Source organism: Clostridium sp. AF32-12BH, from assembly GCF_003477935.1.
Lineage (GTDB): Bacteria > Bacillota > Clostridia > Lachnospirales > Lachnospiraceae > Brotaphodocola.
This window is the reverse complement of record NZ_QUEH01000003.1, coordinates 200,655-215,371: the sequence shown is the minus strand read 5'-3', so window position 1 is coordinate 215,371 and position 14,717 is coordinate 200,655. Positions and strand designations below refer to the sequence as shown.

Here is a 14,717-nt window from a genome sequence, read left to right as displayed (position 1 = left end):
AGATCACAAGAAATTCTCAATAAACAGTTAATGAAAATTTTCCTCAGAAAACTGGATTGACTTAAAAGTTAGCTTATGCTAACATAAACACATCGGGTTAGCGACGGGTAACCAGATGCGAGCCAAGAAGAAACCTTACAGGAGGAATGGCACATGTCAGCAGAGACCATGCTTCATTTTCTGAACAACTGTACATCGGAAGAAAAGTTTGGCTTCCGGGTTGTGACACAGTGTGCCCCGGTTTTAAAAGGAGTAAAGATTTCGAATCTTATTACCATGAAACCGGGCGGATGGCGTAAGATCCGTGCATATCTGAAGAAAAGCAGGATTATCTGTATTCCGCTTTATATGGATGCAGAAAAAGAAGTTTTATTTCTCTACCGCTATGAACAGCTGGAACGGCATTTGAAAAGCCGGGAAGTCCGGGAGTTTTTGGAAAACTGCGGCTATGACCGGTTTGATGTAGCGTCTGTGCTGGCGAGACTTCGGAGACGGTATCAGCGGTATGCCGGGACTGCGAAAGAATTTCCTCATGAACTTGGCGTTCTGCTTGGATATCCGGTGGGAGACGTGAAAGGGTTTATCATCAACCGCGGAGAAAACAGCCTGACATCCCGCTACTGGAAAGTATACCAGAATCCGAAGGAAGCTGAAAAAATCTTTGACCTGTATGACCGGGTGAAAGAACAGGCTTTGAGGGAAATCATGTGCGGACGGACCTTGTCCCATGTGGCAGTGTCCTAAACATGAAAATACCATGCAGCCGGAAATAGAAAGGAGAATAACGAACATGAAAGAAGTAAACGTAATCTACTGGAGCAGCACAGGAAATACACAGGCTATGGCTGAGGCTGTAGGTGCAGGTGTGGAAGAAGCAGGCGGAAAGGCAAATGTCATCGAGGTATCCGCAGCAGACGTTTCTATGTTAAAGGATGCAGACAGCTTCGCACTGGGCGCTTCTGCAATGGGTGATGAGGAACTGGATGCAGAAATGGATGATTTTGTGACCGCAGTAGAGGGAATCTGCTCTGGCAAGACCGTTGGCCTCTTTGGTTCTTATGACTGGGGCGATGGCGAATGGATGCGCAAATGGGTAGAGCGTATGCGTGCAGCTGGCGCAAATGTTGTAAACGGTGAGGGTGTGATCGCAAATCTGACTCCGAACGATGATGATGAGGCAGCATGCAAGGCACTTGGTGCAGCACTGGCAAAATAAAAAGAATCATATCGATAAAAATCCTGTTGTCGCTTGTGTATCCGTGAATTGTAATATTGCAGGTTGAAGCAACGGTAAAAAATCAGCGGACGCGCCACCGGCGCCTCCTCGATATGCCACGTAATGATAAATGCCCCGTGGATGCCGGATGAAAAGTCTGGGTCGCGGGGCATTCTTGTGCTTTCCTGTGAAAATTGTTCTGTAAAATAATGCAGGAATGTGGATGGGATTTCACAGAATGAACACAGAATTTCCATTTTCAAATCACATTCGCTATATAAAATGGACGGCATGAAAAGGAGTGCATATCATTATGAAGCGGAATAAACGATTTTACCAGAGCGGTTTATGGCTTGCGGCAGTGACCGCAGCAGCTGCGATATCTGGATGCCAGACCGGATGAAGCGGGAAAGCTGGACGATGCGGGAAAACCAGGAGAAGCAGACCGGACGGCAGATGCAGAAGAAACGGAAGCAGCCGGTCAGCCAGAGAACGCAGACAGAACGAAGCCGGAAGCAGGGAGCACTGAAACCGGGAATGCAGGACGCACTGCTGGAACCGAAAAAGGGACGGATCTGAGCACTTTCCTGAGCTGGGATGGCTCTGAGTCTGGAGAACAAGACCGACGCCGATGTAGATTATGCACTGGTGTGGGATCAGCCGCATGGAGATGCTGATTATGACGGAGAACTGGTCCAGTGGATCGAGAAAATCTGTAAATAATGATTCTTTTCATAATAAAAAGAATGTGGTATACTTAAACTAACTATGCAACCAAATGAGACAGCTTCAGTCACAATGCATGATGACTGAAGCTGTCTGATGTTACAGAGACATATCACTGTGCAGGTTTGTCTGCAGCGGTGAGACAGCAACAGAAAGAAATGAACATGAAATTAAACAGACACAATACAGTTTGGAAAAGCCACAGGCTGCCGAAATGTCTGCTGGCAGTATTTCTTGGTGCATCCGTGTTTCTTAGTGGATGCGGACCGGCTGAAGGAAGCCAGGGCGCCTTTGATGCTTCTTCGGAAGAAAATGGGAAATTAAAGGTGGCGGTGACTCTGTTTCCGTACTATGATTTCGTGCGGCAGATTGCTGGTGACCAGGTAGACCTTCAGATGGTCATTCCGGCAGGCATGGACAGTCACTCATTTGAGCCAACCCCGGCTGACATCCGGACAATCCAGCATGCGGATGTGCTGATCAGCAACGGCGGAACCATGGAACACTGGCTGGAGGATACCTTGGGGGCCCTGGATACCTCCAACATGACGATTGTTACTATGATGGATTATGTAGATACCGTAGAAGAGGAAATCGTGGAAGGCATGGAAGATGCCGGGCACGATCACGACCATGATCATGTGCATTCCCATACAGACAGTGATGATCACGACCACAGTCACGAGACGCCGGAGGAACACGCGGCGCATGCACAGGAAGTTGACGATCACGACCACAGTGGAGAGACGCCGGAGGAACACGCGGCGCATGCACAGGAAGTTGACGATCACGACCACAGTGGAGAGACGCCGGAGGAACACGCGGCGCATGCACAGGAAGTTGACGATCACGACCACAGTGGAGAGACACCGGAGGAGCATGCAGCGCATGCCCAGGAGACCGACGATCATGATCATAGTGACTACGTGGATCACGATGGTCATGAAGAAACGATTGAGTACGACGAGCACATCTGGACTTCGCCGGTGAATGCCATGAAGCTGGTGGATGTGATCGGAGAAACACTGGCAGAGGCAGATCCGGCACATGCAGAGGTATTTCGGCTGGGGGCTGAAAATTACAAAAAGGAACTGGAAGAGATCGATGCAGGCTTCCGTGAGGTGTCCAGAAATCGCAAACGAAACATGATCGTGATGGGTGATAAATTCCCATTCCGCTATCTGGCGGATGAATACCAGCTGGATTACCGGGCGGCTTTCTCGGGCTGCAGTTCCGACACGGAGCCGAGCGCAAAAACGATCGCCTATCTGATCGACAAGGTAAAAGAAGAACAGATTCCAGTGGTATACTACCTGGAACTGAGCAGTCACCGGGTATCTGAAATCATTGGAGAAGAAACCGGGGCAGAGCCGCTGCTTCTTCACTCCTGTCACAATGTTACCAGGGCGCAGTTTGATTCCGGCATTACGTACGCGGAACTGATGCGCCAGAATATCGAAAATTTAAGAAAAGGAATTGACTGATGAATCCGATTATCAAATGCGAACATGCTGATTTTGGATATGAAAACCAGGACGCGGTTGTTGATCTGAATCTGGAAATTTATCCGGGAGATTATCTCTGCGTAGTAGGGGAAAACGGCTCGGGAAAGAGTACGCTCATTAAGGGCATGCTGGGTCTTTTAAAGCCAACGGGCGGAACGCTTACTGTGGCAGATGATCTGAAACGTGGGGGGATTGGTTATCTTCCCCAGCAGACCGCGGCTCAGAAGGATTTCCCGGCTACCGTGCAGGAAGTTGTACTGTCCGGAACTTTAAGCCGCAGGGGAAACCGTCCATTCTATTCTATGGCGGAACGGAAACTTGCAGCGCATAATCTGGAACGCCTGGGCATTGAACATCTGAAAAATAAATGTTACCGGGAACTTTCCGGAGGTCAGCAGCAGCGTGTCCTGATCGCGCGTGCCCTCTGTGCCACGGAACAGCTTCTGATCCTGGACGAGCCGATCACTGGTCTTGATCCGTCCGCAATCCAGGATTTTTATCATCTCGTTAAGAAGCTGAATAAAGAAGACGGGATCACCATCATCATGGTATCCCACGATATTGGCAATGTCATCAGCCAGGCCAACAAGATCCTGCATCTTCACCGGAACGTTGTATTCTGCGGAACAGCAGAAGAATACAAAAAAAGTGTGGCCGGCAAAGAATTTCTGGGAGGTGAAGAGGCATGAGTATGATTCTGGAAATGCTTTCCTATCCGTTTGTGGTCCGCGCCCTGGTAGGCGGAATCCTGGTATCGCTTTGCTCCGCCCTGCTGGGTGTCAGTCTGGTGTTAAAGCGCTATTCCATGATCGGAGACGGCTTATCCCACGTTTCCTTTGGTGCGTTATCCATCGCCATTGCCGTGGGCTGGTCTCCGCTTAAGGTATCAATCCCGCTTGTTGTGCTGGCAGCCTTTTTCCTGCTCCGCATCACTGAAAACGGAAAAGTGAAGAGCGATGCAGCCATTGCCATGATCTCCGCAAGCTCCCTTGCCCTTGGCATTATTGTCACTTCCCTGACAACCGGTATGACAACCGATGTCAGCAGTTACATGTTCGGAAGCATTCTTGCGATGAGCCGTGAGGACGTTATCTTAAGCGCAGTACTTTCTATCATTGTGCTATGCCTGTTTGTATTTTGCTACAACAAACTGTTTGCTGTAACTTTCGATGAAAACTTTGCGAAAGCGACCGGCGTGCGGGTGGAGTTATACAATGTTCTGATCGCTGTTTTAACGGCGGTCACCATTGTACTCGGCATGCGGATGATGGGCGCCATGCTCATTTCCAGCCTGATCATTTTCCCGGCACTGACCTCCATGAGAATCTTTAAAAGCTTCCGCGGTGTAGTCATCTGCTCCGGAGTTCTGGCTGTTGTATGTTTCCTCCTTGGAATTATTTTTTCCTACGGATTTTCCACCCCGGCAGGTGCCAGCGTCGTCATGGTGAATCTGGCTACATTTGTGTTGTTTACGATCGCACAGAGTGTGCTTATGCGCGTTGTAAAGAAATAAACAATATTGCACAGTAAGTCCGAAAGCCCCCGCCCCGCCATACGTAAACGCATTCACGCGAATTTTCGCCCGTTTTGCTCCGTTGCCTATAGATCGTTCCTCCGCTAACTCGCTCACTGCGTTCGCTCAGACAGAGCTCCGAAACGATCGCTATACTCACAAAACGGGCAAAATTCGCTAACGAATGCTTATTACGCATGGCGGGGCGGGTGCTTTCTACTGTACTGGCTCCACTACATACGAAAAACCTGCAGCCACTACTGAAATGGCAGAGATAGGCTAACTATCTGCCGAATCAGTAATGGTTACAGGTTTTTATTCTAGTAAAGCCAGTACACAGGAAACGCAAACCAGCCGGTACAGGATAAGCATTTGTTTGAAAATCCGTGAGTGGGCGAGCATAGCGTTGGAACGGAGACCCTTGTTTGAGCACGCAGCGCGTGCGAGTTTGGGTCGCAGTTCCAACAATAGGCGGCGCAGCCCACGAGCAAAAGGATTTTCACCCAAATGCGTTCCTGTACCGGCTGGCTTGTGTTTCCGTATCTACAGAGACTTACTGTGCAATATTGTTTATATAAAGAAGATTTCCCTTGCCAATGCAGCATAAAAATGGTATGTTATAAGCAAAGCAGGAACATTCTTTTAGCCACAGCATGGGAACCTCTATTTCACCGTGCGGTTTATCTAATTTTCTATGGCATTGCCATTCTGAACAATCTACTGGAATTTTTCTATGCTTGAGAAACCACGAAACAATCAAACAGGGAATTCCAGAAGAGAAGAACAGAAAAAGCTGGAATTCTCACCTGGAAACAATTGTGTTAAACATCAACAAAGGGCATAATGTGGCATTAATGGAAAAATGCAGGGAGCTTCATGATTATTCAACGTTTGTAGCGTTGGTACGCGAAAAGCAGAAAAGCGGTCTCCCGTTGGTTCTGGCAGTGAATGATGCAATGGAGGAATGTATCAAAAATGATGTGCTGGCAGATTTCCTGCGAAAAAATCGTGCGGAGGTGTTAAAAGTGAGCATCTATGAATACGATGAAGAGCGAAATTATCAATTACTGCAAAAACAATACAGAAATGCTGGATTAGCAGAGGGCCGGGAAGCTGGTCTTGCGGAGGGTCATAAAGCTGGTCTTGCAGAGGGCCGGGAAGCTGGTCTCGCGGAGGGTCATAAAGCTGGACTGGAAGAGGGGCAGCTTCTGGAACAGGTTCGGCTTATTGTAAAGAAAATGCAGAAAAACGATTCCGTATTACGGATCGCAGAAACTCTGGAATTGGACGAAGCCTTTGTGCAGCTTATTTACCAGATTGCAAAACAAATGGCACCGGATTATGATGTTGAAAAAGTAATGGAGCTTTATCAAAAGAAAAATATGGGCTCTGACGAACAATAGAAGAAGTGTATTCTTAATACACAGGTCATGAAAAACGAAAACGACTGCTTTCTCATGTGGTTTGACATGAAAGGGCAGTCGTTTTTGGTGTATTGCATGTCGAGGAGGCGTCAGTGACGTGTCCAATAATTTTTACAGGAAAAGAATTATTGCAGGTTCAGCATAACCGATGCGTAGAACACTCCGTCCTTCCACTCAAAGCGTGCATCACCTTTGCAGCGTTTCGCAATATAACGCACGGATTCCGTTCCGATTCCGTTTCCAGGGTGTTTGCTGGAGAGAAGCTTTTGTCCATCCCAGACTGGACGATAGAAGCTGGAATTGTCGACTGCGACCGTGATCGAAGACATCTGGTTTTGCTGGATCAGAACGCGGATAAAGGGATCGCTGACCTGCGCTTTGCAGGCTTCGAGGGCATTTTCCAGAAGATTTCCGATCAGGACGCAAAAGTCGGTTTCCGGGATGAGCAGTTTTTCCGGCAGTTCGATTTTGAGTGTTATGGGTATGGAATATTGTTTTGCCTGGTCTGCATAATAGGAGAGGACAGCATTTAAGGCAAGGTTTCCGCAATACAGCTGGTCGGATGAATCGGGAAACTGCTGTTCATATTCCTCCAGGTAATTTTTTAAGGAATCTAAGTCCCCGCGGCTTACCAGGTCACGGATCACGGCCCTGTGCTGACGGAAATCGTGTCTTGCCCTGCGGTTTTCTTTGATGCGTGTCTGGAGCTCTTCGGACTGTTTCCTCTGAATTTTTAACAGATTTTCCATCGCTTTGTTTCGTTCCTGTTCCATGATCTGTTCCTGTAGATTCCGGATAAACAAAAGAATCAGATGGCTGATGAGAAACATGCAGACCAGAAGCAGGATTCTTGCCATAAGTGCATTGTTTTTTATGACCCCGCTGCGGATGTTCCCGGTAAGGAGCAGGACTATGACGGTTGCAGAGCATGGGAGCAGCCAGGCAGTTTTCCAGAATTCCGGCAGCTGCACAGAGAGTAGGTCAGAAAGAATCCCTCTCAAAAACTTTGACATGAAAAATACAGTCGTCAGGGTGAGCACCAGGGTGATGATCCCGGCCTGCCAGGTAAGAAATGAAAAATGAAAAATTTTCTGGCAGAGACAAAAGGTTGCAGCCCGGATAACCAGAAGATAATCGATTGTAAATAAAAAAAGAAATGCGGCAATGCCAATATCCGTTTCAACCAAAAATACCATCAGGGCGAACAGCACTGGTATTGCCAGATACTGGGCGGAAACACTGGGCGATCCGAAAATCACGAGCAGGGCAAACAGGCAAAGATAAACGGATTCCCAGACGCACATGATCAGGAAGGATTTTTTGAATGCAAAACGCATGCGGTCGCAGACCGGCAGATAAGCCAATATAAAAAATGGAAATGTGCTGAGAAATTCATTAAAAACCAGTTCAATCATATCGATAACCTCTCCAAAACACGTCTAAGATATGCCTATCATACCATATTTTCCTGGAAAAATCTGTCAAGCTTACAATAGTAATAAAAATTTCTCAATAAGAAAACTTGCGGTTAGCAACAACTAACAAAAATGACAAAATTGCTGCAAAGTTATTGACTGCTAACCGAAGTTAGCCTATACTAATTTAAAGTTAGCGGGTGCTAATGCTTCCGCCTGACTGTATTTGGTGTAAGTGTCAGATTAAATTATTACATCAGTTACAATGCAGCTTCATTTATATACTATAAGAAAAGAAAGAAGATGAGTTATGATGCCACTTACTATGGCGCCGGTTGGACAGGCGAGCAGAATCCACAAGGTTGGAGGAAATGAGGAGTGCAGACGTTTTCTGGAGAATCTTGGTTTCGTGGCAGGAACCGAGGTTACCGTGATCTCAGCGATCGGAGGCAATGTGATCGTGAACATCAAGGATTCCAGAGTCGCAATTAACCAGGATATGGCACGTCACATCATGGTAGCGTAAGTTTCCGTGAGGTACGTAACTATATACAAATGAAAACATATCTGCCAGGATCAAATGGCTGCAGAGGGCCGGAACGGAGAACGCAAAGAATCAGGGCATAAAACCATTAAGAATTCGAACGGAAGCCACGAAGACCCAGGGCGGTGATCAGGCAGTGATCTTTGGGAAAGGAGATTTAAGACGATGACTTTAGGTGATGCAGCAGTTGGAAGTACCGTTGTGGTAACCAAAATCAGTGGTGATGGTGCTTACAAGCGTCGTATTATGGACATGGGTATCACGAAAGGAAGCGAGCTTTACATCAGAAAAGTTGCTCCTCTTGGAGACCCGGTTGAGATTACCGTCAGAGGCTATGAGCTGTCTGTCAGAAAAGACGATGCCCAGTGCGTAGAGGTAAAATAGTTATTGTACGCGGCAGGAAACTTTGGGATTGAAAGTTCTGCGCGATACAGTTTTTGTGACAAACAAAGAATCATACATAGGACAACATTGAAGAATGAAAGCCAGGATCTGGCTTCAGGGAGGAAGAAAATGGCAATTAAGATTGCACTTGCCGGAAACCCGAACTGTGGTAAAACAACCATGTTCAATGCCCTCACCGGTGCAAACCAGTATGTAGGTAACTGGCCGGGCGTTACGGTAGAGAAAAAAGAAGGCAAATTAAAAACAAAAGGAAAACATGAGGATGTGATCGTAACCGACCTTCCGGGTATTTACTCCATGTCTCCATATACACTGGAGGAGGTTGTCAGCCGTGACTACGTGCTGAAAGAAAATCCGGATGTGATCGTGGACCTTGTGGATTCTACTAACATCGAGCGTAACCTGTACTTAACCACCCAGCTCATTGAGACCGGTGTTCCGGTTGTCATCGCATTAAACATGACGGATCTTCTGGAGAAGAGAGGCATGAAGATTGATGTTGAACGTCTTTCCATGTTAATGAACTGCCCGGTGGTTGAGACCTCCGCATTAAAGCAGACCGGTCTTGACAAGCTGATCGATAAGGCAGTTGAAGTTGCCCACAAGAAAGAGGCAGCACTGCCGAAGGAAATCTTCACTGAGGAGATGGAAAAAGCAGTTGCCAAGGTTGCAGAGGTTCTTCCGGACAGCATCACTGCTGACAAGAAAAGATGGTATGCAGTCAAGTTCCTTGAGAACGACAGCAAGGTTGTTGAGAGCATCGCACTTCCGGCTTCTGCTGCAAGTATCGTTGAGGCAACCAGAAAAGAAATCGAAGAAAAGCATGATGATGATATGGAGAGCATTGTAACCGATGAGCGTTACAAATTCATCCAGAAGGTCGTTTCCTCTTCTGTTAAGAAGGGAAAAGACAAGATGACCGTATCCGATAAGATCGACCAGATTGTAACCAACCGTATTCTTGGTATTCCGATCTTCATCGCGATCATGTGGGTTGTTTATTACATCTCCGTATCTACCGTTGGTACCTTCGTCACCGACTGGACCAATGATACCTTTGTAGGTGCTATTCAGGATGTTGCAACCAACTTCCTTACCAACGCAGGCGCAAGCGATTTCATCATCAGCCTGGCTGTTGACGGTGTCATTGGTGGTCTGGGTGCCGTCCTTGGATTCATGCCGCAGATGGCAATCCTGTTTTTGTTCCTGTCTATCCTTGAGGACTGCGGTTACATGGTACGTATTGCATTCGTTATGGACCGTGTGTTCCGTCACTTCGGACTTTCCGGTAAGAGCTTCATTCCGCTGCTGATTTCTTCCGGCTGCGGCATTCCTGGAATTATGGCTTCCAAGACCATTGAGCAGGATAACGACAGACGTCTTACCATTATGACTGCAACCTTTGTTCCGTGTGGTGCAAAGCTTCCGGTTATCGCTCTTATGGGCGGTGTTATGGCTGGTTACGTAACCGGCTGGGATGTCGCTGGCATGATCACTCCGCTGATGTACTTCATCGGTATCGCAGCAGTTCTGATCGCAGCTATCATGTTAAAGAAAACCAAACCGTTCTCCGGTAAGCCGGCTCCGTTCGTTATGGAGCTGCCGCAGTACCACATTCCGTCTGCAAGAACTGTCCTGCTTCACGTTTGGGAGAGACTGAAAGGCTTCTTCATCAAAGCAGGTACCGTACTGTTCTTAGCATGTGTAGTTATGTGGATCTTAAGCACCTTTGGTGTACAGGATGGCGCATTTGGTATGGTTGAGGATTCCGCAGACAGCTTAATGGCTATCATCGGCGGCGCGATCGCACCGCTGTTCGCACCGCTTGGCTGGGGCGAGTGGCAGCCGGTTGCAGCAGCAATCTCCGGCTTCAGTGCAAAAGAGGGTATCGTTTCTACCATGGGCGTTCTTGCAAACGTTGCAGGCGATGTCGAGGATGCAGATACCGTTGCAGCTGGTGTTGGCATGTGGTTCCCAACTGCTCTGGCTGGTTTCAGCTTCCTGCTGTTCAACCTGCTTGATTCTCCGTGCCTGGCAGCAATCTCTACCATGGCAAAAGAGATGCAGAGCCGCAAATGGTTCTGGTTTGCAATTGTGTTCCAGAATGTATTTGCTTACGCAGTAACCTTGGTTATTTATCAGGTTGGTTCCTTCTTACTGTATGGCACCTTCGGTGTTGGTACTGTAGTTGGATTCGTTGTATTACTCTTCATGCTTTTCATGCTGTTCCGTCCGGATCCGTATAAAGACCAGAAGACCTACGCAAAGAGATCAGTACAGGCTGCTTCATAACGTTGTAAGAAGCTCTGAAAACAAATGATACATAAGATCTTTACAGCTCCGGCTTTCACCGGCCGGAGCTGCATTCATAGCATGGATACTGTACAAATACAGGAACTGGTGCTAAAATGAAAAGCTGTTTGTCCATGACATTATGATACACTGGAATTACAGAACAGCTAAAATGTGCTGCTGTCTACACAACCTGTGAACAGCATAGAAAGAAGGGAACGGAAGTGTTAGCAGATATTATCGTAGTGGCCGTCATCGCCGGATATTGTTTCTATGTGATCCGAAAGCGTCACCAGCAGAAAAAATCAGGTGGATGTTCTGGAAGCTGTGCCGGCTGTTCCGGCTGTGCAAGCTGTCATCCTTCCACTCCGAAACCAAAAACAAAATAAGAAACAAACAGATCAGGGCAGTTTTGTCTGCCCTTTCTGTAAAACCATAAGTTAGCAAAAACTAACCAAAATCAACCGGAAAGAGCAAACAACCAAGAGGAGGTATCATATGTCAGCTGAGGCAAAAAAAGGATTTATTATTTCGGAATTGAAGAAGAATGGCTGCCGGATTACCAGCCAGAGAAAACTTTTGATTGATGTGATTTTACAGGATGAGTGCAGCTGCTGCAAGGAAATTTATTATAAGGCAGCAAAACGTGACCCAAGCATTGGCATGGCTACGGTTTACCGTATGGTGAAAACACTGGAAGAAGCTGGTCTGATTCAGAGAAAAAACATGTATCGGATTGATTACGGTATGGGAGAACATATGGCGTTCGCATGAAATGAAGAAGACGGTTCTGCCTCCGGACTGAAACAGGAAGTTCATTTTCCGGGCGGAGAATCGTGAAAAGGAATGTTAATGAGAAAGATTATCATTAACATTCCTTTTCTTCCATTATTAATAATTTTTATCAAAAAGACTCTTGAATTTTGAAAAAGAATGCGTTAGAATACCCGATAAACAAAAAAATTACATATGAGGAGGAATCCAGTCATGTTAAAATGTTTAAAAGCTTTCGATGTTAAGAAATCCGGAATTTTTGCAGCAGGTGTTCTGTTTGGCACCGCAGGCGTAAAAGTTCTTGCAAGTGAGGATGCAAAGAAGTTTTATACCAACTGTACTGCAGCTGTTCTTCGTGCAAAGACATGTGTTCTGAACGTAGCAGCAAGCGTACAGGCAAACGCAGAGGACATCTACGCTGAGGCTCAGCAGATCAACGAGGAGCGTGCAGCGAAAGCTGAGGCAGCTGCATTTGCAGATGAGGCAGCTGAGGCTGAAGCAGAAGAAACCGAGGCAGCAGCAGACGCTGAGTAATGCTTGTGTTTTAGGGCGGTATCTGTGACTTGCCGCCCGGTTTTTGCAGGAATGTTACGGTGTTGGATGATACAGAATCGTAACGTGAAAACAGGAAAATGGGGGGATGCAGCAGAAGTGATTGCATCCCTTTTCCTTTGAAATACATACAAAATACATATCCGTAGTGAAAAGAGGGATATCTCATGAAATTTGTAATCAAACATGAAATCCGCGGCAGAATCCGTGTCCAGATCCTGCAGGGCCGCATGAGCTTCGAGCAGGCTGACACTCTGCAGTATTACTTCAACGCGAAGCCATATGCGATTTCTGTAAAAGTACGGGAACGTCTTGGCGAAATGGTCATTCATTTTGACGGAGACCGGAATGAGGTTGTCCGCGATCTGCAGACATTCTCTTATGAGAAGGCAGAGGTCCCGGAGTCTTATCTGCAGAATTCCGGTCGCGCCTTAAACAGTGAATACTGGGACAAGCTGATGACCCGCGTGATCCTGCGTGCAGGAAATACCATGTTCCTTCCGGCCAGCATCCGGGCAGTGATCACGTCGGTGAAATCCGTGAAATATATATGGAAAGGAATCCGTACACTGGCAGCCAGAAAGATTGAAGTTCCGGTTCTGGATGCGACCGCGATTGGCGTTTCGATTATAAGAAGCGACTTCGATACGGCAGGTTCCGTCATGTTCCTGCTTGGTGTTGGTGAAATCCTGGAAGAGTGGACGCACAAAAAATCGGTGGGAGATCTGGCACGCAGCATGTCCTTAAACATCACCAAAGTATGGCTGGTGAGCGATGGACAGGAGGTACTGGTTCCGACCAATACCATCCAGAAAGCAGACCTTGTCCGTGTTCACATGGGCAATGTGATCCCGTTCGATGGCGAAGTGGTCGAAGGAGAAGCCATGGTCAACCAGGCATCCTTAACCGGCGAGTCGGTTCCGGCAGCCAAGACAGCAGGTGCCTCTGTTTATGCAGGCACTGTTGTCGAGGAAGGTGAGATCACCATCCGCGTCAAAGAAACCGGTGGTTCCAGCAAGTTCGACAAGATCGTTACCATGATCGAGGAATCAGAAAAATTAAAATCCTCCCTGGAGGGCAAGGCAGAGCATCTGGCTGATACGTTGGTTCCGTACAGCCTGCTCGGCACGGGTCTTACCTGGCTCATCACCAGAAATACCACGAAGGCACTGTCGATTCTGATGGTTGATTTCTCCTGTGCCTTAAAGCTGGCTATGCCAATTTCTGTTCTTTCCGCAATCCGTGAGGCCAATATGTATGACATTACGGTAAAGGGCGGCAAGTATCTGGAGGCGATGGCCGAGGCAGATACCATTGTCTTTGATAAGACTGGAACCCTGACCAAGGCGCAGCCGACGGTTGTGGATGTAGTATCCTTTAACGAGATGGGCAGCGATGAACTGCTCCGGATCGCGGCATGCTTGGAGGAGCATTTCCCGCACTCCATGGCAAAGGCAGTGGTTGATGCAGCAAAGAAGAAAAAACTGGTTCATGAGGAACTTCACAGCAAGGTGGAGTACATTGTGGCACATGGCATTTCCACAACCCTGGAGGATAAAAATGGCGAGAAGAAAGCCATCATCGGCAGTGCTCATTTTGTCTTTGAAGACGAGAAATGTACCATACCGGAAGGAAAACAGGACGTATTCGATGCCCTTCCGCCGGAATATTCCCATCTGTATCTGGCAATCGACGGTGCCCTGGCAGCCGTGATCTGCATTCAGGATCCGCTGCGTGAGGAGGCGCGCGATGTCATTGCTTCCTTAAAAGAGGCAGGCATCAGCAAGGTTGTCATGATGACGGGCGACAGTGAACGTACGGCAAAAGCGATCGCTGCAAAGGCAGGAGTCGATGAGTACTATTCCGAGGTGCTTCCGGAGGATAAGGCAAGCTTTGTGGAGAAAGAAAAGAATGCAGGCCGCAAGGTCATCATGATCGGTGACGGAATCAATGATTCCCCGGCACTTTCCGCAGCGAATGTGGGTATTGCCATCAGTGATGGTGCGGAGCTTGCGAGAGAGATCGCAGATGTAACGATTGGTGCGGACAACCTCTACGAGGTGGTAACATTAAAACTGATCAGCAATCATCTGATGAAGCGGATCAACTGGAACTACCGCACGATCGTAGGGTTTAATGCAGGTCTGATCGCGCTTGGCGTTCTTGGCATTCTGCCGCCTGCCACCTCTGCGCTTTTGCACAATACTTCGACACTTCTGATCAGCTTAAAGAGCATGCGGAATCTACTTCCGGAATAAAGCGGGTGTCTGCTTTTCCGGAGAAGAAGTTTTTTATATGGAGAAATTCGAACAACTTCAGAATGAAATGATGAATTGAGAATTTTTTTATAG

The 14,717-nt window shown here is 47.5% G+C and carries 16 protein-coding genes; 15 read left to right on the top strand and 1 reads right to left on the bottom strand.

Annotated elements, in window-relative coordinates:
* The first annotated feature begins 153 nt into the window (after window positions 1-153).
* The 8 genes from DWZ40_RS04175 to DWZ40_RS04145 all read left to right on the top strand — a co-directional run bounded on the left by DWZ40_RS04175 (window position 154) and on the right by DWZ40_RS04145 (window position 6,363).
* Entirely contained in the window at window positions 154-744 is a 591-nt protein-coding gene (locus tag DWZ40_RS04175) for a DUF3793 family protein (protein WP_118541069.1), read from the top strand.
* A gap of 46 nt (window positions 745-790) precedes the next feature.
* Complete coding sequence (locus DWZ40_RS04170) at window positions 791-1,216, top strand: flavodoxin (RefSeq protein ID WP_118541067.1); 426 nt, start codon at window positions 791-793, stop codon at window positions 1,214-1,216.
* 348 nt (window positions 1,217-1,564) lie between these two features.
* Window positions 1,565-1,795, top strand: coding sequence for a hypothetical protein (locus DWZ40_RS04165; RefSeq protein WP_118541065.1), 231 nt, complete (start codon window positions 1,565-1,567; stop codon window positions 1,793-1,795).
* Window positions 1,796-1,813: 18 nt separating this feature from the next.
* Window positions 1,814-1,939, top strand: coding sequence for a hypothetical protein (locus tag DWZ40_RS20285; protein ID WP_279220623.1), 126 nt, complete (start codon window positions 1,814-1,816; stop codon window positions 1,937-1,939).
* A gap of 167 nt (window positions 1,940-2,106) precedes the next feature.
* Window positions 2,107-3,426, top strand: a complete 1,320-nt coding sequence (locus DWZ40_RS04160; RefSeq protein WP_118541063.1) for a metal ABC transporter substrate-binding protein — start codon at window positions 2,107-2,109, stop codon at window positions 3,424-3,426.
* The gene (locus tag DWZ40_RS04155) at window positions 3,426-4,136 is read left to right on the top strand and encodes a metal ABC transporter ATP-binding protein (protein WP_118541061.1); all 711 of its coding nucleotides are present in this window, start codon (window positions 3,426-3,428) and stop codon (window positions 4,134-4,136) included. Before DWZ40_RS04160 ends, DWZ40_RS04155 begins: the two co-directional genes overlap by 1 nt.
* Window positions 4,133-4,960 (top strand): metal ABC transporter permease, encoded by an 828-nt coding sequence (locus tag DWZ40_RS04150; RefSeq protein ID WP_118541059.1) that lies wholly within the window; start codon window positions 4,133-4,135, stop codon window positions 4,958-4,960. Before DWZ40_RS04155 ends, DWZ40_RS04150 begins: the two co-directional genes overlap by 4 nt.
* Window positions 4,961-5,778: 818 nt before the next feature.
* A complete protein-coding gene (locus tag DWZ40_RS04145) occupies window positions 5,779-6,363 on the top strand; it encodes a hypothetical protein (RefSeq protein WP_147354130.1) in 585 nt (194 codons plus the stop codon).
* 146 nt (window positions 6,364-6,509) lie between these two features.
* Here the strand turns inward: DWZ40_RS04145 and DWZ40_RS04140 are convergent, their stop codons facing one another.
* Window positions 6,510-7,799, bottom strand: coding sequence for a sensor histidine kinase (locus DWZ40_RS04140; protein WP_118541055.1), 1,290 nt, complete (start codon window positions 7,797-7,799; stop codon window positions 6,510-6,512).
* 310 nt (window positions 7,800-8,109) lie between these two features.
* Between DWZ40_RS04140 and DWZ40_RS04135 the strand changes: the two genes are divergently transcribed.
* From DWZ40_RS04135 to DWZ40_RS04105, 7 genes are all read left to right on the top strand, one after another.
* A complete protein-coding gene (locus DWZ40_RS04135) occupies window positions 8,110-8,325 on the top strand; it encodes a FeoA family protein (protein ID WP_347560041.1) in 216 nt (71 codons plus the stop codon).
* A gap of 183 nt (window positions 8,326-8,508) precedes the next feature.
* Entirely contained in the window at window positions 8,509-8,727 is a 219-nt protein-coding gene (locus tag DWZ40_RS04130) for a ferrous iron transport protein A (RefSeq protein WP_118541053.1), read from the top strand.
* Window positions 8,728-8,856: 129 nt separating this feature from the next.
* Window positions 8,857-11,040 (top strand): ferrous iron transport protein B, encoded by a 2,184-nt coding sequence (gene feoB / locus DWZ40_RS04125; RefSeq protein ID WP_118541051.1) that lies wholly within the window; start codon window positions 8,857-8,859, stop codon window positions 11,038-11,040.
* Between the two features lie 224 nt (window positions 11,041-11,264).
* On the top strand, window positions 11,265-11,429 hold the full coding sequence (locus DWZ40_RS04120; RefSeq protein ID WP_118541049.1) for a FeoB-associated Cys-rich membrane protein: 165 nt from the start codon (window positions 11,265-11,267) through the stop codon (window positions 11,427-11,429).
* Between the two features lie 109 nt (window positions 11,430-11,538).
* Window positions 11,539-11,814: a transcriptional repressor gene (locus DWZ40_RS04115; protein WP_118541047.1), complete on the top strand. Its 276-nt coding sequence runs from the start codon at window positions 11,539-11,541 to the stop codon at window positions 11,812-11,814.
* Between the two features lie 213 nt (window positions 11,815-12,027).
* On the top strand, window positions 12,028-12,348 hold the full coding sequence (locus DWZ40_RS04110) for a DUF6110 family protein (protein WP_118541045.1): 321 nt from the start codon (window positions 12,028-12,030) through the stop codon (window positions 12,346-12,348).
* Window positions 12,349-12,533: 185 nt separating this feature from the next.
* A complete protein-coding gene (locus DWZ40_RS04105) occupies window positions 12,534-14,624 on the top strand; it encodes a heavy metal translocating P-type ATPase (protein ID WP_118541043.1) in 2,091 nt (696 codons plus the stop codon).
* The last annotated feature ends 93 nt before the right edge of the window (window positions 14,625-14,717 follow it).

What these genes read in the sequence shown, in the direction of transcription:
- feoB (WP_118541051.1), top strand. Translation starts at nt 8,857, where the DNA reads ATGGCAATTAAGATTGCACTTGCCGGAAACCCGAACTGTGGTAAAACA.
- DWZ40_RS04155 (WP_118541061.1), top strand. Translation starts at nt 3,426, where the DNA reads ATGAATCCGATTATCAAATGCGAACATGCTGATTTTGGATATGAAAAC.
- DWZ40_RS04170 (WP_118541067.1), top strand. Translation starts at nt 791, where the DNA reads ATGAAAGAAGTAAACGTAATCTACTGGAGCAGCACAGGAAATACACAG.
- DWZ40_RS04115 (WP_118541047.1), top strand. Translation starts at nt 11,539, where the DNA reads ATGTCAGCTGAGGCAAAAAAAGGATTTATTATTTCGGAATTGAAGAAG.
- DWZ40_RS04175 (WP_118541069.1), top strand. Translation starts at nt 154, where the DNA reads ATGTCAGCAGAGACCATGCTTCATTTTCTGAACAACTGTACATCGGAA.
- DWZ40_RS04135 (WP_347560041.1), top strand. Translation starts at nt 8,110, where the DNA reads ATGATGCCACTTACTATGGCGCCGGTTGGACAGGCGAGCAGAATCCAC.
- DWZ40_RS04140 (WP_118541055.1), bottom strand. Translation starts at nt 7,799, where the DNA reads ATGATTGAACTGGTTTTTAATGAATTTCTCAGCACATTTCCATTTTTT.
- DWZ40_RS04130 (WP_118541053.1), top strand. Translation starts at nt 8,509, where the DNA reads ATGACTTTAGGTGATGCAGCAGTTGGAAGTACCGTTGTGGTAACCAAA.
- DWZ40_RS04150 (WP_118541059.1), top strand. Translation starts at nt 4,133, where the DNA reads ATGAGTATGATTCTGGAAATGCTTTCCTATCCGTTTGTGGTCCGCGCC.
- DWZ40_RS04165 (WP_118541065.1), top strand. Translation starts at nt 1,565, where the DNA reads ATGGCTTGCGGCAGTGACCGCAGCAGCTGCGATATCTGGATGCCAGAC.
- DWZ40_RS04105 (WP_118541043.1), top strand. Translation starts at nt 12,534, where the DNA reads ATGAAATTTGTAATCAAACATGAAATCCGCGGCAGAATCCGTGTCCAG.
- DWZ40_RS04160 (WP_118541063.1), top strand. Translation starts at nt 2,107, where the DNA reads ATGAAATTAAACAGACACAATACAGTTTGGAAAAGCCACAGGCTGCCG.
- DWZ40_RS20285 (WP_279220623.1), top strand. Translation starts at nt 1,814, where the DNA reads ATGGCTCTGAGTCTGGAGAACAAGACCGACGCCGATGTAGATTATGCA.
- DWZ40_RS04110 (WP_118541045.1), top strand. Translation starts at nt 12,028, where the DNA reads ATGTTAAAATGTTTAAAAGCTTTCGATGTTAAGAAATCCGGAATTTTT.